This is a genomic window from Brevibacillus fortis (assembly GCF_046196545.1).
Taxonomy (GTDB): Bacteria; Bacillota; Bacilli; order Brevibacillales; family Brevibacillaceae; genus Brevibacillus; species Brevibacillus fortis_A.
Genome location: NZ_CP176370.1, coordinates 2890271 through 2909252 on the forward strand (window position 1 = coordinate 2890271; position 18982 = coordinate 2909252).

16 protein-coding genes are annotated in these 18982 nt (G+C 49.3%); 14 read left to right on the top strand and 2 right to left on the bottom strand.

What is annotated here, in order from left to right; all coding sequences use genetic code 11:
- Positions 1 to 4 precede the first annotated feature (4 nt).
- The 6 genes from ACKKE8_RS14935 (at position 5) to accC (ending at position 8874) form a co-directional block, all read left to right on the top strand.
- Positions 5 to 2128 carry a methylmalonyl-CoA mutase family protein gene (locus tag ACKKE8_RS14935; RefSeq protein WP_409178819.1) on the top strand — a complete coding sequence of 708 codons (2124 nt, stop codon included), beginning with the start codon at positions 5 to 7 and terminating at the stop codon, positions 2126 to 2128.
- Entirely contained in the window at positions 2128 to 4299 is a 2172-nt protein-coding gene (gene scpA / locus ACKKE8_RS14940) for a methylmalonyl-CoA mutase (protein WP_409178820.1), read from the top strand. The genes ACKKE8_RS14935 and scpA overlap by 1 nt, the downstream gene beginning before the upstream one ends.
- Positions 4296 to 5348: a methylmalonyl Co-A mutase-associated GTPase MeaB gene (gene meaB / locus ACKKE8_RS14945; protein ID WP_409178821.1), complete on the top strand. Its 1053-nt coding sequence runs from the start codon at positions 4296 to 4298 to the stop codon at positions 5346 to 5348. Before scpA ends, meaB begins: the two co-directional genes overlap by 4 nt.
- Positions 5349 to 5352: 4 nt before the next feature.
- The gene (locus ACKKE8_RS14950; RefSeq protein ID WP_409178822.1) at positions 5353 to 6918 is read left to right on the top strand and encodes an acyl-CoA carboxylase subunit beta; all 1566 of its coding nucleotides are present in this window, start codon (positions 5353 to 5355) and stop codon (positions 6916 to 6918) included.
- A 145-nt stretch (positions 6919 to 7063) separates the two neighbouring features.
- On the top strand, positions 7064 to 7510 hold the full coding sequence (locus ACKKE8_RS14955) for an acetyl-CoA carboxylase biotin carboxyl carrier protein (RefSeq protein WP_409178823.1): 447 nt from the start codon (positions 7064 to 7066) through the stop codon (positions 7508 to 7510).
- 17 nt (positions 7511 to 7527) lie between these two features.
- Entirely contained in the window at positions 7528 to 8874 is a 1347-nt protein-coding gene (accC, locus tag ACKKE8_RS14960) for an acetyl-CoA carboxylase biotin carboxylase subunit (RefSeq protein ID WP_409178824.1), read from the top strand.
- 68 nt (positions 8875 to 8942) lie between these two features.
- Here accC and ACKKE8_RS14965 read toward each other — a convergent pair whose 3' ends face one another.
- Positions 8943 to 9758, bottom strand: coding sequence for an alpha/beta fold hydrolase (locus tag ACKKE8_RS14965; RefSeq protein ID WP_409178825.1), 816 nt, complete (start codon positions 9756 to 9758; stop codon positions 8943 to 8945).
- A gap of 114 nt (positions 9759 to 9872) precedes the next feature.
- Between ACKKE8_RS14965 and ACKKE8_RS14970 the strand changes: the two genes are divergently transcribed.
- From ACKKE8_RS14970 to ACKKE8_RS14985, 4 genes are read left to right on the top strand one after another with little or no spacing between them, the layout of a single operon-like run.
- Entirely contained in the window at positions 9873 to 10817 is a 945-nt protein-coding gene (locus ACKKE8_RS14970) for a helix-turn-helix transcriptional regulator (protein ID WP_409178826.1), read from the top strand.
- A 10-nt stretch (positions 10818 to 10827) separates the two neighbouring features.
- Positions 10828 to 11163 carry a hypothetical protein gene (locus tag ACKKE8_RS14975; RefSeq protein WP_409178827.1) on the top strand — a complete coding sequence of 112 codons (336 nt, stop codon included), beginning with the start codon at positions 10828 to 10830 and terminating at the stop codon, positions 11161 to 11163.
- 25 nt (positions 11164 to 11188) lie between these two features.
- Positions 11189 to 11563: a hypothetical protein gene (locus ACKKE8_RS14980; protein WP_409178828.1), complete on the top strand. Its 375-nt coding sequence runs from the start codon at positions 11189 to 11191 to the stop codon at positions 11561 to 11563.
- 23 nt (positions 11564 to 11586) lie between these two features.
- Entirely contained in the window at positions 11587 to 12783 is a 1197-nt protein-coding gene (locus ACKKE8_RS14985; RefSeq protein ID WP_409178829.1) for an MFS transporter, read from the top strand.
- Between the two features lie 13 nt (positions 12784 to 12796).
- Here the strand turns inward: ACKKE8_RS14985 and ACKKE8_RS14990 are convergent, their stop codons facing one another.
- The gene (locus ACKKE8_RS14990; protein WP_409178830.1) at positions 12797 to 13396 is read right to left on the bottom strand and encodes a TetR/AcrR family transcriptional regulator; all 600 of its coding nucleotides are present in this window, start codon (positions 13394 to 13396) and stop codon (positions 12797 to 12799) included.
- A gap of 179 nt (positions 13397 to 13575) precedes the next feature.
- Here ACKKE8_RS14990 and cyoE point away from each other — a divergent pair, with 179 nt between their 5' ends.
- From cyoE to ACKKE8_RS15010, 4 genes are all read left to right on the top strand, one after another.
- Positions 13576 to 14493 (top strand): heme o synthase, encoded by a 918-nt coding sequence (cyoE, locus tag ACKKE8_RS14995; RefSeq protein WP_409178831.1) that lies wholly within the window; start codon positions 13576 to 13578, stop codon positions 14491 to 14493.
- A 180-nt stretch (positions 14494 to 14673) separates the two neighbouring features.
- Positions 14674 to 14931: a heterocycloanthracin/sonorensin family bacteriocin gene (locus ACKKE8_RS15000; protein ID WP_409178832.1), complete on the top strand. Its 258-nt coding sequence runs from the start codon at positions 14674 to 14676 to the stop codon at positions 14929 to 14931.
- A gap of 158 nt (positions 14932 to 15089) precedes the next feature.
- Complete coding sequence (locus ACKKE8_RS15005; RefSeq protein WP_409178833.1) at positions 15090 to 17039, top strand: putative thiazole-containing bacteriocin maturation protein; 1950 nt, start codon at positions 15090 to 15092, stop codon at positions 17037 to 17039.
- Entirely contained in the window at positions 17029 to 18969 is a 1941-nt protein-coding gene (locus ACKKE8_RS15010; protein WP_409178834.1) for a TOMM precursor leader peptide-binding protein, read from the top strand. The genes ACKKE8_RS15005 and ACKKE8_RS15010 overlap by 11 nt, the downstream gene beginning before the upstream one ends.
- The last annotated feature ends 13 nt before the right edge of the window (positions 18970 to 18982 follow it).

Consider the following 18982-nt stretch of genomic DNA (forward strand, 5'->3'; position numbering starts at 1 on the left):
AAGAGTGAGCAAACATACATGGTTCAAGGAATTCTCCGTTCCCACGTACGAGCAATGGCGGGAAGCGGCAGAGAAATCGCTAAAGGGTGCATCTTTTGATGCCAAGCTACTGACGCATTCGTACGAGGGGATTATTCGCCAGCCGATCTATCGGTACGAAGATGTCAAAACATTGCCGCATCTGGAAGCGCTACCAGGAGAGGCGCCTTTTCATAGAGGGAATCAGCAGCCTGGCGAACAAAAGGAACACAAATGGCATGTTTGTCAGGAAATCATCGCAGCGAATGCCCAGGGGTTCAATCAGGCAGCCGTAGGCGATTTGGAACGCGGGCAAACGATGCTGCATCTGCTGGTGGATCAAGCGACATTGGCTGGACTTGATCCTGACGAAGCATTGCCAGATACGATTGGTCACAAAGGCGTATCTGTTTTTTGCCGAGAGGATGTAGAGCAGGCGTTTCAAGGGGTGAAGCTTTCAGAGGTGCCTCTTTACGTGAACACGGGAGCGCTTGGCTTGCCCATTCTTTCGCTCATTCTGGCACATGTTGAAGCGACAGGCCAGCAATTCTCCGAACTTCGCGGCTGCATCGGGCCAGACCCTGTAGCGGTTCTGCTCACAGAGGGAAAGCTCCTTTGTTCCTTGCAGACAGCTTATCACGCCATGGCAAGCATGACGAAATGGGCAAAAGATCATGCGCCTGCACTGAAAACGATCCTGGTTCAAAGCAATCCTTATCAGGACGGCGGCGGAAACGCAGTAACAGAACTGGCTTTTTCACTGGCCACAGGGGTCGACTATTTGCAAGCGATGCTTGAGCGGGGGCTTTCCATAGAGGATATCGCACCACGGATGCAGTTCTCGTATTCGATTGGCTCAGACGTCTTCATGGAAATCGCGAAGTTGCGTGCTGCAAGAATGCTCTGGTCAAACATCGTGGCGGCCTACGGCGGGTCAACAGAAACTCAAAAGATGACGATTCACACCAGAACTTCGGCCTGGACGAAGACGATTTACGATCCGTATGTCAACATGCTGCGTTCCACGACAGAAGCGTTCTCAGCCGTTATTGGCGGAGCAGACAGTCTGCATGTATCCACATTTGACGAAGCGATACGCCCTGCCAATGAGTTTTCAAGAAGAATTGCCAGAAATACGCAAATCATTTTGCAAGAAGAAGCGCATTTGGCAAAAGTGATCGACCCTGCGGGAGGTTCTTGGTACGTAGAATGGCTCACAGATGCATTAGCGAAAAAAGCATGGGAGCTGTTCCAGAAGGTAGAAGAGCACGGAGGCATGCTGAGCGCATTAGAAGCAGGCTTCCCACAAGACTTGATCGCCCAGGTCGCGGATCAAAAAGCAGCGAGCATCGATACGCGTAAAAAGCGTTTGGTTGGAACCAACATGTATGCCAATACGGCTGAGCAGCCACTGCAGGCCGAGAGTCTTCCGAGCATTCACGAAGAGCGAGCAGCGGAAGCACGATCCCTTCGGCTGAAACAAAACGCGACTCTCGTCTCCGCAGCGCTAGATGAGTTGGCGAAACATACTGATGAGCTCGTGGCACGTGCAATAAAAGCAGTCCTTCATGGGGCGACTGTGGGCGATATTTCCAAAGCTATGAGGCGTGAAGATTCGGTGGAGACAATCATCCAGCCACTTCGTATTCACCGGGCATCCGAACGCTTCGAAGCCTTGCGGATACAGGCAGATGATTTCTTAAAAACAATAGGCAAAAGACCGACCGTGTTCTTGGCGACGATGGGTCCAGTGGCAAAGCATAAGGCCCGGGCAGATTTCGCATCAGAGTTTTTTGCGGTTGGCGGCTTTGACGTATTGCGTCAGCAAGCTTTTTCTACCACTGTAGAGGCGGTTGAAGCTGCGGTGGCATCGGGTGCGTTGATCACGGTCATTTGTTCGGACGATGCGAGTTATCCAGAGCAGGTTCCACCTTTGGCTCAAGCAATCAAGCAGCGTGTACCTCAGATGACGGTTCTGTTGGCTGGCTTGCCTGACGCGGAGCAGCTGGCTACTTATAAGATGGCCGGTGTAGATGAGTGCATCCACATGCGTTCCAATTGCTATGAGATGCTGCGAGAACTTCAGGAGCGGATAGGAGTGAGCTCATAATGAAGCGACCTGATTTTTCAAAAATGGCTTATCAGTCCAAACGAGATGTATCTGATTTGTTTCCCCAACTGGGTGCAAACCCACAAGGAAAGGAGCAAATGTGGCAGACGCTGGAGCAAATCCCTGTAAAACCTCTTTACACCATGGAAGATGTGGAGGGCATGGATCACCTCGGCTACATGCCTGGTTTGCCACCGTATACGCGCGGACCGTATCCGACGATGTACGTGACTCAGCCATGGACGGTTCGCCAATATGCTGGATTCTCTACGGCGGAAGAGAGTAACGCTTTTTACCGACGGAATTTGGCTGCGGGACAAAAAGGGCTGTCGATTGCCTTCGACCTCGCGACGCATCGCGGCTATGACTCGGATCATCCCCGGGTAGTCGGTGATGTCGGGAAAGCAGGCGTGGCAGTTGACTCCATTCTCGATATGAAAATCTTGTTCGACGGCATCCCCCTCGATAAAATGTCCGTCTCGATGACGATGAACGGAGCGGTTTTGCCTATCATGGCGTTCTATATCGTGGCAGCAGAAGAGCAAGGAGTATCACAGTCGGAGCTTACTGGTACGATCCAGAATGACATTTTGAAGGAATACATGGTTCGGAATACTTACATTTATCCGCCAGAAGCGTCGATGAAGATCATTTCCGACATTTTTGCCTACACCTCCAAGCACATGCCCAAATTCAACAGCATCAGTATTTCAGGCTACCACCTGCAAGAAGCGGGTGCGACCGCGGATATTGAATTGGCCTACACGTTGGCAGATGGCTTGGAATACGTTCGTACTGGCCTTGCAGCAGGCATCGACATCGATGCGTTTGCGCCACGACTGTCATTTTTCTGGGCGATTGGCATGAACTACTTCATGGAAGTAGCAAAAATGCGTGCAGGCCGCTTAATTTGGGCCAATCTGATCAAGCAGTTTCATCCGAAAAACGAAAAGTCGATGGCACTGCGGACACACTCACAAACTTCTGGATGGAGTTTGACGGAGCAGGACCCGTATAACAACGTGGTGCGGACGTGCATTGAAGCCATGGCCGCGGCTCTGGGACATACCCAATCTCTGCATACGAACGCACTGGATGAAGCGATTGCGTTGCCGACAGACTTTTCGGCACGGATCGCGCGAAATACACAGTTGTTTTTGCAGGACGAAACAGAGATAACCAAGGTTGTCGATCCGTGGGCAGGCTCCTATTATGTCGAGTCCTTGACTGCGCAGCTCGTGGAAAAAGCGTGGGCGCACATCGACGAAATCGAAGCACTTGGCGGTATGGCAAAAGCAATTGAGACGGGATTGCCGAAAATGAAGATCGAGGAAGCGGCTGCACGCCGTCAGGCACATATCGATTCGGCGAAGGAAGCCATAATTGGCGTGAACAAATACCGTCTGGACAAAGAAGATCCGCTGGAAATTCTCGAAGTCGACAATACAGCGGTCCGGGAAGCGCAAATCAGACGTTTGCAGGAGCTGCGCAATAACCGAGATGAGGCAAGAGTGCAAGCAACTCTTCAAGCCATTACGGAATGCGCGAAAACGGGCGAAGGCAATCTGTTGGAGCTGGCCATTGAAGCGGCGCGAGCAAGAGCTTCTTTGGGCGAAATATCGGATGCCTATGAAAAGGTTGTGGGTAGACACAAGGCAGTCATTCGCTCCATTAGCGGTGTCTACAGTTCCGAATACGCAGATGCCGATGAGGTAGCGGCTGTGCGCAAGATGGCAGACGAATTCGAGCAGTGGGAAGGCAGACGTCCCCGTATAATGATCGCGAAAATGGGTCAAGACGGACATGACAGGGGCGCGAAAGTGATTGCTACTGCTTTTGCGGATTTAGGCTTTGACGTCGATATCGGTCCGTTGTTCCAGACACCTGAGGAAACAGCGAAACAGGCGATAGAAAATGACGTGCACGTCATCGGCTTCAGCTCGCTTGCGGCAGGACATAAAACATTGCTGCCACAACTGGTCGAAGAGCTCAAGAAGCTGGGGCGCGAGGATATTGTCGTCGTCATAGGTGGTGTTATACCGGCGCAGGATTACGCCTTTTTGCGAGAGCATGGTGCCGCAGCTATCTTTGGGCCGGGAACCGTCATTCCTGTAGCAGCCCAGCACGTTCTGCAAGAGATCGTGTATCGCCTGGAGGCTGCTGGACAATGACCGTGGGCAAGACTGACAAGAATTTCTTGAACGTTTCCTCCAAGGCACGTCTCCCACGCTTAACGGTGGATCAATACGTCACAGGCGTACGAGATAATAACCGAACGGTTTTGGCGCAGGCAATCACGCTGGTTGAGAGCAATGCTCCCGCTCATATGGATATGGCTCAAGAGGTGATTAAACAGCTGCTTCCTCATACAGGTCAATCCGTACGCATAGGAATATCCGGTGTGCCAGGCGCGGGCAAGAGCACGTTCATTGAAGCATTTGGCAGTATGCTTTGTGAAAAAGGTCATCGTGTCGCTGTTTTGGCCGTTGATCCGAGCAGTACCGTTACTCGCGGGAGCATTCTCGGCGACAAGACGCGGATGGAGCTGTTGTCACGCAATCCACAGGCGTTCATCCGACCGTCTGCCACGGGCGGCACGCTAGGCGGGGTCAATCGGAAGACCCGGGAAACGATGCTGATTTGCGAGGCAGCAGGCTATGATGTGATTTTGGTCGAGACGGTCGGGGTCGGACAGAGTGAGACGACAGTCAGGTCTATGGTCGATTTCTTTTTACTGCTGATGCTGACAGGGGCGGGCGATGAACTGCAAGGAATCAAAAAAGGCATCATGGAAATTGCGGATGCGCTACTGATCAACAAAGCCGATGGGGAAAATCGCACGCGTGCCTTGATCGCCAAAGGTGAATACAATCGTGTTCTGCATTACTTGCAGCCGGCAACCACTGGCTGGGAGACGAAGGCATACATGTGTTCTTCGCTGACAGGGGAAGGCATTGAAGATATTTGGGAGGTCATCGGTCAATTTCGTGAAACCACCATCCAATCAGGTGGCTTCGAGGCAAGGCGCAAAGCGCAGCTACTCGATTGGATGCACAGTATGGCTCAGGACTACTTGCTCGCAACCTTTTTCGGCAACCAGCAAGTAGCCGAGCTGCTTCCCGTCATTGAAGGAGCCGTTGCGAGTGGCGAGATTTCACCGACGAGCGCCGTACAGCAACTAGTGGCGATCTATGAGAATGCGATCATGAAAAAGGAATAGAGAGATGGTGGCCCTTATGAGCAATAATATGTACGAAAAAATTGATGAATTGATGGAACGCAAATATAAAATCCAGCTTGGTGGAGGAGATGCTCGAATCGATGCGCAGCATAATCGCGGCAAGTTGACTGCACGCGAGCGGATCGAGCTACTGCTTGACCCAGACACCTTTATGGAGCTGAACCCGTTTGTTGAGCATCGTGCTACACATTTTGGTCTCGACCAGATGGAGGCACCGGGCGAAGGTGTAGTGACGGGCTACGGAAAAATCAATGGTCGCCCTGTCTATTTGTTCGCGCAGGATTTCACGGTGTTTGGTGGTGCTCTGGGTGAGATGCACGCGATGAAAATCGCCAAGGTGATGGACTTGGCAGCGAAAAACGGCGCTCCCTTTATCGGTCTGAACGACTCTGGCGGCGCACGCATTCAAGAAGGGGTAAGCTCGCTGGATGGCTACGGTACAATTTTTTACCGCAATGCCATTTACTCCGGTGTGATTCCGCAAATCTCTGTCATCCTCGGGCCGTGTGCGGGAGGGGCGGTTTACTCTCCAGCGATTACGGATTTCGTATTCATGGTAGAGAAGACGAGCCAAATGTTCATCACAGGTCCAAAAGTAATCGAAACCGTTACAGGTGAAAAAATATCCGCGGAGGATCTAGGCGGAGCTAAAGTCCATTCCACGGTGAGCGGCAATGCCCATTTTACGGCAGAGACCGAACAGGAAGTATTGGAAGGAGTGCGCAGGCTGCTCAGCTTCCTGCCACAAAACAATCGTGATCGCGCACCTGTGATAAAAGCAGAGGAGATTCATGGTTGGCAAGAGGAGCTCTTGGAGCTGGTACCTGCTGAAAGCACGAAAGTATACGATGTGCGCAAGGTCATCGAAAAAATCGTGGATCACGGTGATTTCATGGAAGTACAGCCGAACTTTGCCCGCAATATCGTGATCGGTCTGGCACGTATCGATGGACACAGTGTCGGCATTATCGCCAACCAGCCGAAGGTCATGGCAGGCGGACTGGACATTCATTCATCGGATAAGCTGGCACGGTTCATCCGTTTTTGCGACTGCTTCAACATTCCGCTCTTAACCTTTGAAGATGTCTCTGGCTTTTTCCCGGGGATCAATCAGGAGCACGGAGGGATTATCCGTCATGGGGCGAAAATCTTGTATGCATACTCAGAAGCAACGGTTCCCAAAATTACCGTGATTCTGCGCAAAGCTTACGGAGGCGCTTATGTGGCGCTCAACTCCAAATCCATTGGTGCAGATATCGTGTATGCTTGGCCGAATGCAGAAATTGCCGTTATGGGTCCTGAGGGGGCTGCCAACGTCATTTTTGCAAAGGAAATTGAACAAAGTGAGGACCCGGCTGCGACTCGCGCAGAGAAAATTGCCCTCTACCGAGAAAAGTTCGCCAATCCATATGTCGCGGCAAGTCTCGGCATGGTGGATGACGTCATCGACCCGCGCGAAACCCGCCAAAAGGTGGCGCAAGCCTTGGAAATGCTCAGAAACAAACAGGAAGATCGTCCGTACAAAAAGCACGGGAACATCCCATTATAAAAAAACTATTTTCGAGGTCTTCTCATGGTTGAGCGACCGCGTTTTAGCGGAAAGTTTTTTTCCGCTCCAGAAAGCTTAAGCAAAGTCGCTTTGACACGGTGTACTTAAGCTTTCTTACACGAAAGAAAGGAGCTCTGATTGTGCTATGAAGCTGCATGAACTGCGTGAATTCATCAAGCTGGTGAATCAGTCTTCCATTGAGGAGCTGGAATGGGAGAAGGGCAAGACCCGCATCGTGATCAAGAAAAGCGCACCAGTCGAAGTCGTGGCTGTGAATGCGCCTGTACAGGTGGGAGAAGTCGAGCATGGCTATCAGGAAGCAGCCGCCACTACTGAGTCCGTCGATGTCGTTGCTGAGGTACCCAAGGAAGTGACACAGCAAGTCATGTCTCCGGGAGTAGGACTGTTTCATGCGGAAGTGACAGTAGGGCAGACTGTTCAAGTAGGTGAAAAAGTTGGGTGCTGCACGGCAGATGCTCTTCAGCTTTCTGCCGACATTACGACCCCCGTTAGCGGCATCATCACGGAAATTCTCGTCGTGGATGGTCAGTTTGTCGATTACGGAAAAGCATTGCTCGTTGTCAAAACTTAGTAGGAAGGAGTGCGCCTATGTTTACGAAAGTATTGATTGCCAATCGCGGCGAAATCGCTGTCCGCATTATTCGCGCTTGTCAGGAACTAGGGATACGTACAGTCGCTGTCTTTTCTGAGGCGGATCGGGAAGCATTGCACGTAGAATTGGCGGATGAAGCGTATTGCATCGGACCTACAGCGTCCAAGGACAGCTATTTGAACATGGCACGGATTATGACGGTCGCTCTTTACACGAAGGCAGACGCTATCCATCCGGGCTATGGCTTCTTGGCGGAAAACGCTTCGTTTGCCCAGCTTTGCCAAGATTGCTCGATTACCTTTATCGGTCCCGATCCTGAAGCGATCACAAAAATGGGCGACAAAGCCGTAGCAAAAGCAACGATGAGTCAAGCGAATGTTCCATTGGTTCCGGGCACAGACGGCTTGATTGATGACATCGATGAGGCATTGCAGGTGGCGGAGAAAATCGGCTATCCTGTCATCGTAAAAGCAACGGCTGGTGGCGGCGGCAGAGGCATGCGTGTCGCTTTTGACCCCGATGAGTTGTCCAAGGCGATTCGGCAAGCCCAGAAAGAAGCGGAGACGGCATTCGGTAACGCTGGCGTGTACTTGGAAAAATACGTGGAAGAGCCACGGCATGTGGAGATTCAAATCATGGGCGACAAGCACGGCAACGTTGTGTACTTGGGAGAGCGGGATTGCTCCATTCAGCGTCGTCATCAAAAGCTGGTAGAAGAAGCGCCATCTCCTGCGCTAGACCAAGCGCTGCGCGAGCAAATGGGGCAAGCTGCGGTGGCGGCAGCCAAAGCGGTTTCGTACCACGGAGCGGGTACTGTTGAATTTTTGCTCGACAAGCATGGCCAATTTTACTTCATGGAAATGAATACACGGATTCAGGTAGAGCATCCCGTGACAGAGATGATCACAGGAATCGACTTGATCAAAGAACAAATATCTGTTGCAGCAGGCAATCCGTTATCCTTCTCACAAGAAGACGTGAAAATCAACGGATGGGCGATCGAGTGCCGAATTAATGCGGAGAATCCTGCGAAAAACTTTATGCCATCACCAGGCAAGGTCATCAATTACTTGCCGCCTGGCGGTTACGGTGTGCGCGTGGACAGTGCGGTTTATCCCGGCTACGAAATTTCTCCCTTCTATGATTCGATGGTCGCCAAGCTGATCGTTTGGGGAACCGATCGCAACGAAGCATTGGCTCGTATGAAGCGGGCGCTAGGTGAGTTTGTCATCGAGGGCGTGCATACGACGGTTCCCTTCCATGAGAAGCTGCTGGAGCACCCTGACTTTGTCTCAGGAAATTTTGCTACGAACTTCTTGGAGAAACATACGCTGGAATTGTAAAGAAAGAAAAGAAGGAACAAGCCGCGGGGTTATCGTGGCTTGTTTTTCTTTATTGCGTGCATCAGCTATTATTTCAACTCGTCAAGAAAGCTTCTTACTGTTCTATAGTATCCGTCAGGGTCTGTAGAATGGATATCATGCCCGCACTCAGCAAAACTTGCAAGCTTTGTGTTTGGCCTTTGAGTAACCATGCGTTCGGCTTGATTTTCATCCAAGACAAAGCTTTTTTTGCCATGAATCAGCAAGATTGGGCAAGAAGACGCAAGCCAGTCACTCCACCATTCCCCGTTAATGTGTCGTTGGGAAATAGGCATGCCTTTTAAATCAGAACGGAATCCCCAGCCTTGCTCATCCTCGAACACGCTTTCCGAAAAATAATCGACGGCCCCAATGCCGAGTGCTTCAAGTGAATTCCTTAGATCGTGTAAAGAAGGGGAGCGATGTGGGAGTTTTTCTGCAAAGGATAAGTCGGCCTTAATTTCTGCCCCGATATCTTCCACAATGACTGCGTCCACAAGCTCAGGATAACGGGCTGCAAATTGATAAGCGTTGACGCCTCCTAAAGAATGCCCAACGATCGTAACAGGTGCTCCATCCAAAACGGTTTTAACAAAGGCGAGAATGTCGTTGAGGTAACCTTCACGTGAATAATCCGTATCTGGGGCATGCTCACTCCAGCCGTGGCCTCGTTGATCCAATCCAATTACGCGCCAATCTGTGAGTCTGGAAGCAAACTCTGTAAACGTTCGTGCATCATTCATATGACCATGCAGCAGGAGTAAAACTCTTTGACTTTCCCCGCCAAAATCGAGGTAAGATAGTTTTACGTTACCTGATTGGAAAAATTTTCTCGTAATCGTCCCTTTTTCTTGTGGCTGAAGCATACAGCAATTCCTCCTTATTAATAATCAGCATCATGTCCAACTCGACTTCTCCTACACAATAACAGATAATAGTGACAGGAATTGTCATAATAAAAACTTTTGGAGAGTTATGCCATGCCAAAATCAAAAAGACTGCTGGAAATGATGATGACTGTCAACTGGAAGCGAAAGTTTACTGTGAGTGAGCTCGCTGACGAATTTGGCGTTTCAGGGCGCACGATCCTAAGGGACCTGCAAGAGCTGAGTGAGTTAGGGGTACCTTTGTACTCTGAGGTTGGACCGCATGGCGGATACCATGTTTTAAAGGAAAGGATTTTGCCGCCTATTGCATTCTCAGAGGAGGAAGCGGTCGCCATCTTTTTCGCGATCCATGCACTTCGACACCATACCTCGCTGCCATTTGAGACAGTATCCTCTTCGGCGCTGAACAAATTTTATCAGTTCATGCCGCCGGATATTCGCGATCGCATTGATCAGATGAAACGCCGTGTTGATTTTGTGACCCCGAAGCGGCAAGCCAGCTCTCCGCATTTATCCATATTGCTGGATGCTGCCGTCCAACAAAAAGTACTCCTTATCACTTATGAAACGCGTGGACAACCATCCAAGCGGGAGATGCAGCCGATTGGGATTTATACAAAAAACGGTTTATGGTACAGCCCGGCTTATTGCTATCAAAATCAAGATATTCGCGTGTTTCGTTGTGACCGTATCCATTCCGCCGAACACTCGGCAACGAAGCCGTTGGACCTTCGAGACATTCACTTGGAAAATCGACAGATCAAAACAGTTGAGGATCAGGACACGGTCGCCTTATTTGCCGAGCTGACTATTGTAGGTGTGCAGGCTTGTGAGGCTGAACTTTGGCTTGCATCCATGCTGCATGTGCGGCAGGATGGAAGTGGTTGGTTGGAAGGAAATGTAGCGAGAAGTGACATCTTATTTTTTGCAAAGTTTTTGATTGGGTTGGGGAAAGAAGTGAATGTGCAGCATTCACCCGAAATAGTGAACGGCATAAAAACGTATTTGGCAGAACTGATAAACATTTACTCGCAATGAGGAGGTAGCTATGGCCTTACCCAAAAAAGGAACGCGGGGTATAACGGTAGGAGAGCAGCGATATCGTTGGGTTATTAGCCCAGCAGCGAAGGGTCTGCTCGCGTTGACGATTCAGCACAATGAAGGCATAGGGCAATTGATTCGCGTGTATGTAAAATCAGATGTGAATGACTTTTGGGCGGAGTTTCCACATGTGCAGCATTTGGACATGAGAGCGATAAAGCCAGCTGACGTTGCGGCTATCATTGAAGAGGCGATCAGGCTGGGGTGGCAGCCTGACAAAAAGGGGGCGCCTTTGAGCTTTGACTTCATCGGTAGTACGCTCGTCAAAAAAGGGGATACCTAGCAATATCGGATAGGGGTTGATCATCATGTGTCGATATGGGATGTATGGTCCGTATAAACAAATATACGCCTGTTTCCCTTGCCGAAAAGTGTTCAAGCAAACCTCCAAGTATGAGTTGACGGAGGAAGAATGGAACAAGATCAAGCATCGTTGTCCGCAATGTGGTGAGGAAATGAAGGATATGGGGCATGATTTCAAGGCTCCGAAGCAAGCTGATGTGAAGCAGTGGAAAAAGGTTGAAATCCTCTATCAGCATGGGTTTACCTATCATTCCTGTGGTTGTGGTGGACCAGGCTACCGACCAGCCCAATTAAATGAAGTGAACGAATTTCTCGAAAAGAACAAGCGGTTCAAAACAGAGGGAGAGAAATTGCTGAATAGACTCACAGTAAGAATGTAATAACGAGCAGGGGGCTGGGGATAGTGGCAACATTCTTTTTGATCATGATTTATTTGTCGTTTATCAGCTTGGGTCTTCCTGATTCGTTACTGGGGGCAGCTTGGCCGGTCATGCAAGCAGAATATGGTGCGGCATTTGGTATGGCAGGTGTGATCAACATTGCGATTGCGTCTGGAACGATTGTATCTAGCTTGATGAGCGGTGCATTATTAAAACGTTTGGGAACAGGACGGATCACGCTGATCAGTTGTTTGATGACGGCGGTAGCCTTGCTTGGATTTTCTTTTGCCCCTTCGATTTTATGGTTGATGGTATTGGCATTGCCTCTGGGACTAGGAGCTGGCTCTGTGGATGCTGCACTCAATCATTATGTCGCCACGCATTATCAAGCCCATCATATGAGCTGGCTGCATTGTTTCTGGGGTGTGGGTGCTACGCTTGGCCCCATTATTATGTCGGGCTTTATGAGCGATCATGGTTTATGGCGGAATGGATACCTGACCATTTCGCTCATTCAATTTGCGTTAGTCGTACTTCTAGCGTTTACACTTCCTTTGTGGAAACGAATGGAGAACATGCAGAGCCATACTATCAAAGAGTCACAGGGTCAGCCGTTTCGTGGGCAGAGCGAACAACCTTTGCGGACAAAAGGCGTCAAGCTGACTTTGTTGACCTTTCTCTTCTATTGTGGGGCTGAAGCATCGGTGGGATTATGGGGGAGCAGCTTTTTGGTAAATGTAAAAGAGCTACCTGCGGCTGTAGCGGCGGAGTGGGTAGCCATGTATTACGGTGGCATTACCGTGGGGCGATTGATCACGGGCTTTGTAACCTTCAAAGTGAACAACCGCGTCCTGATTCGCAGTGGACTTCTCGTATCATTCGCTGGGGCAGCGCTGTTGATTTTGCCATTACCAACCTACTGTTCGTTAATCGGTTTTCTATTACTCGGGTTAGGCTTCGCACCGATTTATCCCTGTATGCTGCATGATACCCCTGAACGCTTTGGGAAAGAGCAAACACAAAAGCTGATGGGCTATCAGATGGCGGTTGCGTACACGGGTGCCACACTTTTGCCTCCGTTGCTGGGGTGGCTTGCTGCTCAGACGACAGTTTCAATTTTACCGTTTTTTATAGCTTTCTACATTGCGTTCATGCTTTATGGTTCTGAGAGAGTCAATCGAATCATGATGCGACGGGCTACCCAGTCAGAATCGATCTAGCATGAGGCACTCGCTATTTTGACGATAGCATGTTTTGCAAAGCTTTTCCGTATAAAGAAAGGGGTACCTGGTCGCCACTCATGTAATAAAAGATGGTCATCCCATTCTCTAAAGCAAGAATCGTCCATGCCATTTCATCCGCAGATAGAGTAGAGCCACTATCTTTTGGCATCAATGTTCGTATCGCCTTGGATAGATGCTGTACGGACTCTATGATCATGTTCGACCATCGCTTTCGGACAGACTCTTCGCGCATGGCATAAAGCAAGAATTCCAGGTTTAGCATGCTCCACGTACGATTTTGTTGCTGAACGGACATAAAATAGGCGTCCATGGCTTCGATAAAATGCGATAATGATGGCTGGTGATCAATTACGTGATGGATATTGGACACATGTAATTGCATCTGACCTTCCAAAATAGCGAGAAAGAGATCTTCTTTGGACTGAAAATGAGCATAAACAGCTCCTTTGGTAAAACCAGCTTGGTCTGCGATTTTATCAACGGAAGCCCCGTGGAAGCCTAACTGAGCAAAGGTCTCAATGGCTGCGTCAATGAGCAATTGCCGTGTTTCCTGTTTGCGCTCTGCTTGGGTTAATCTGCGTCTGTTCATTTGTCCGCCTCCTTCTCTTGACAATCATACCATATAGAATTAACATTCCATATAGTATTTAAATCCTTATTGGTATGTAAGATACAAATGGCAGTTTTGTAGGATTTAACCGTCTACTATGTCATGCTATTTTGGAGTACGATAGAATAGATCATCTAGTAAGAGGGGACAGTGTACGAATGCAGAGGGAAGAAAGCGTTGCAACGCGGAATCGGCCTATGTCCAATATTTTGGCACAAACGGTTAAGACGGGGATTATCAAATCGAATTTGATTCCGATGTTTGCCGGATTAACATTGGCTTTATATACGTATCAGTTCAGTCTAATAGATAAGCTGCCAGAAATCTTATTTGCTACGATTGGCTCTATTTTAATCATGGGCGCAGCGGGTGCATTTAATAACGTGTATGATCGCGATATCGATTCTGTCATGGAGCGGACGAAAAACAGACCTACGGTGACAGGAGAAATATCAACGAAGACAGTTTTATGGCTAGCATCCCTGATGACGATTTTGGGCTTGGTGGCTCTTATCTTGGCAACACCGTTGGCTGCTATTATGGGTTTTCTCGGACTGTTTTTTTATGTCGTGCCTTATACGATGTGGACCAAAAGAAGAACGGTTTACAATACGGAGGTAGGGAGTATTTCTGGCGCAATGCCGCTGCTCATCGGTTGGGCTGCCATTCACCCGGATATCACGCATCCTGCTATCCTTGGTCTCTTTATCATCATGGTCATTTGGCAAATGCCTCACTTCTATGCGATTGCGATTCGCAAGCATGATGAGTACAAGGCGGCTGGGGTTCCTATGTTGCCCGTGGTCAAAGGTGCGAGACGTACCTACATTCAAACAAATGTTTATTTGGTTATTTTAATTGCTAGCAGTTTTCTATTTTGGTCATTAAGCGCTGGGCTTACATTTATGGCCCTGCTCCTGAATATTTTATGGCTGGTTCTGAGTGTTTTTGGATACCGGAAAATGGATTCGCAGAAATGGTCAAAAACGATGTTTATTTATTCACTGATTCATATGACGGTGCTGTTCTCGACGGTGATTATTTACTCGCTGATGGGCATTATCTTCAAACTGTAAATCAGTGATCATCCAAGCTGCCTTCACTTTGAGGGCGGCTTCTTTTTTTGTCAGGGAACCTTGCAGCATAGCGGGTTCTTCTCATGTTTAACCAAAAATGGGCGCATGATCATGGAACAAATACCCAGCCTCGCTTCATAAATCTAGAGTAGCTCCATGAAGTGGCGGAGGTGAGGATGAATGGATGATTTCAAAAAAGAGCTAAAAAAACTGAAGGCTTCTGAAATAAAAGCGGATAAAGTGCAGCGCTGGGATAAACAAAAAATGAATGAAGCGACGCTAGTTCGAAGCCGGTGTGGCGGATGTGGAAGGTGTGGTGGCTGCCACAGATGTGGGTGTGGACGTTGCAGTTGCTCTTGTTCTTGCTCCTGCTCTTGTAGCTGTTCCTGCTTCTGCACGTGCAGCTGCACTTGCTTCTTCCCATGCTTTATCGTATGAATGGCGATCTCTATATCCGAATGAGCGCCCTGTCAAGATGACGTCTTGACAGGGGCTTTGTTTTTCCTGCTGGCATGTGAGACAAAGTGTTCTACATAAAATGACTGTAACACATCATGTCGCAAAAGGGCTGATCTCGCACAATAAGGGGGAGGAGAATGGTTAGGCTGAATCCTTCGATGCGCATAAAAGTGAAGCGGGATACGGTTTATCTGCCTGATTCAGATGGGAGTGTATACTTTCGGAACAACATCGGAACATTTCGAATGAAGGGGGATATGATTGAACGATGGGTTGACCAGCTCATGCCGATGTTTAATGGGGAGTATACGCTGGCACAATTGACCGAAGATTTGCCGGAAGAATATCAACAGCAAATTTACCAGGTGGCGGATACGCTTTTACAAAATGGATTTCTTCAAGACATCAGTCTAGAGAAGCCACATCAACTATCGCCTGAAATCATGTCGGCCTATGCGGAGCAGATTGAATTTTTGGACCAGTTTGGCGGATCGGGAGGATATCTATTTCAAAAATATCGTACGAAAAAAGTATTGATAGTTGGCGCAGGTTCCTTTCTTCTTTCTGTTGTCCACGCCTTGCTAGAGTCAGGCTGCGTTCAATTCCATTACATCATCACGAATGAAGCTCCTACGAATCGGGAGCGATTAGACGCAATCATCGAGCATGCTCGCAGAAAAGACCCGCACGTCAAGCTGGAGGAGCTAAAACCAGCGGCGTGGGGGATTGCAGAGTGGTTGGAGGCCGTTGAGCCTTTCGCTGCTGTTTTGTACACCTCAGCGCAAGTGAACAAGGATGAAATGAGCGTCATTCTGTCCGCGTGCAGAGAGAGGAAGAAAGTATTTGTTCCTGCCGTTTGTCTGTTGCAAAAAGGAATAGCTGGACCTTTGATTCATCCCGAATCAGCAGCTTGCTTAGATTCGGCTTGGCGTCGTTTGCACCGACAGACTTTAGATGCGGATCCCGATCAACATCCATTTTCAATGACGGCAGCAGCCATGCTGGCGAATATTGCAGTGTTCGAATGGTTCAAACATGTTACTGGTGTCAATGAAGCTGAGGCTGAAAACAAAGTGTATGTACTGAATCTGGAGACCTTGGAAGGAGGCTGGCGATCATTCCTTCCGCATCCGATGGTGAAGAAAGAAATGAGCCTGGAGGTATTGGATGGAAAGGAGCTTGAATCTTGGCTATCCGATAAGACAGAACCAAAAGAAGGACTACAGTCTCTGTTTCAGTCGTGGACCTCTTCGGATACCGGAATTTTTCACAGCTGGGATGAGGGCGAGCTCACGCAATTACCGCTCACACAGTGCAGGGTTACAGCAGTAGATCCAGTCTCAGAAGGTCCAGCAGAGCTTTTGCCGCAAGTCGTCTGCCCTGGTTATACCCATGAGGAGGCACGAAGAGAAGCGGGGCTTCTTGGGGCAGAAATGTACGTTGAGAGAATGGTGAACCACCTCGCAGCCATAGATTCTGCTTTTCGAGCTGTTGGAAATGGCAATATCGGAGTCGGAGCAGGGGAAACGCCTGCAGAAGGACTAAATCGTGCGCTGCGGCATTGCTTGACGCTCACGTATGTAGCAGAAAGGAAAGGGAGACAACCAACAGCGAGACCTGTCCGTGCTGACACGATTGCTGATGATCCATGCCAATTGTATATCCGGTCATTTACTACGTTGGGTGAAAAACCAACGATAGCAAAGGGGCATGAGGTGTGCGGATTTCCGGTGTATTGGGTGGGAACGCGCACGGGATGGTACGGCAGTATTGGCTTGCAGGAGCGAGATGCATTACGATCAGCGCTGATGTATGCCTTGCAACAGATTCAGACCCCAACCAATCAAGTATCCAAGTATGTACTGACTGCGCAATCTGTTGGATTGACGGGCGAAGCCATCGAACTTGCACGCAACGGCGTTCAGGAAGAATCGGAAAAAGAAGTCTGGAAACAAGCAGTTCAGGTGCTAGCCCTCCATCACCTTTCTCCGCGGGTCATGAATGCCGCGATGGAGCCTTTCCTAGAAGAAGACCTTGGTGGCGTATTCGCCTTGCTGCTCTCGCGGGAGGTGCTCGATGAACGCTGAGATTCTTATCATGGGAGACGGAGTACTGGCAGAGTTGGTTTCAGAACGTTTGAAGAAGAACTATCGCGTGTGTCACAGTGAAAACATGGAGTCTGCGACAAGCGGAGCAGATTTGGCTCTCCTGTTGCATGATATGTATCATCCCGCTTTGCATTTGCAGGCAGAAAAACATTTTCGCCAAGCAAATATCCCATGGCTGCGCGGCTTTGTTTCCTTTGGGGAGGCCATCGTAGGTCCGTTGGTTCATCCAGGTCAAACAGGGTGCTCCCAGTGTGCAGATATGCGGCGACTGATGGCGGGCCGCGATCGCAAAGCGATGTGGAAGGTACAACACATGTTGAGTGAAAAAGGCGGCATACCGCGTGACCCGTGGTCATCCCGCTCTGGATTGTTACAGGTGGCATACCATGTCTGCGCAGAGGTAGAACGTATAGTAGAGAGCAGGCAAGCCAAGTTATTAGAGCATATCCAGTTCATTGATTTACAAACTTTTACAAGCACGCGTCATTTCTTTTTGCCGAATCCATTATGTCCAGTATGCAGTCAGCTGCCTGAGGATTCTGAAGCGCAGGCAAGAATACGCTTGAAGCCTATCGCAAAGCAAAAGCCGGACAGCTACCGGACCAAACCCATAGCCGATTTGAAACAAGCTCTCCCCACCGAATTTTTGGATTCACGGACAGGATTTTTGAATGGGAAAGTACGTGATCTTGTCTCTGTGTTCGCAGATGTAAGTGTCAATCTGCCGTTATTTTCACATGACGAGGGCACGGCCGGCAGGTCTGTTTCATACGCGGATAGTGAAATAACGGCGATTTTAGAAGGGATGGAAAGATATTGCGGGCTGATGCCACGTGGCAAGAGGACGATGGTGCGCGACTGCTATGCAAACCTTGCGCGGCATGCCCTTGATCCGACGACGGCAGGAACCCATTCAGAAGAGCAGTATGCCCTTCCAGATTTTCCGTTTCAGCCTTTTGATCCCAAGCGAGAAATGAACTGGGTATGGGGATATTCCTTTAAAGAAGAGCGTCCCATTCTTGTACCAGAGCTCATGGCCTACTACAGTATGGGATTCGGGGAGGGAGTTGTATTTGAGACCTCCAATGGCTGTGCGTTAGGTGGCAGTTTGGAGGAGGCGATCTTTTACGGCATCCTCGAAGTGGTGGAGCGAGATGCTTTCTTGTTGACCTGGTATGCGAAATTACCATTGCCACGCCTCGATCCCGCTTCGGTCAACGATCGGGAATTACTTCTGTTGATCGATCGGATGCAGACCGTTACCAATTATGATTTGTACTTGTTCGATGCGACAATGGAAAATGGAATCCCCGCTGTATGGACGATTGCGAAAAACCGCAGAGCGGAAGGCTTGCACCTCGTTTGTGCAGCAGGAGCGCATCCAGACCCCATCCGCGCTGTAAAAAGCTCCATTTACGAAACGGCTGCCATGCTCATGACGTTGACAGACAAGTACGAAGCGAATCGAGACAAATATTTGCGCATGCTCCATGATTCGTCCTTGGTGAAAAAGATGGACGATCATGCGATGCTTTACAGCTTGCCGGAAGCAGCGGAGCGCTTATCCTTTCTTATGGATAATTCACGTCCGATGGTCTCTTTCGCTGAACAATTTCCTAGAAGAAGCCAACATCGTGATCTAACAGACGATTTGCGGGAGTTGCTCGGCGTGTTCCAAAAGTTAGATCTCGATGTCATTGTGGTAGATCAAACGACACCAGAGGTAGGGCGTCACGGTTTATCTTGCGTACGCGTATTGATTCCTGGCATGCTCCCGATGACTTTTGGCCATCATCTCACGCGAGTAACGGGATTGAAACGAGTATTGGAGGTCCCTGTGAAGCTGGGTTACGCGAAACAGCCACTGCGTGTAGACGAGTTGAATCCTTTTCCGCATCCGTTTCCATAACATGCATCTGGGA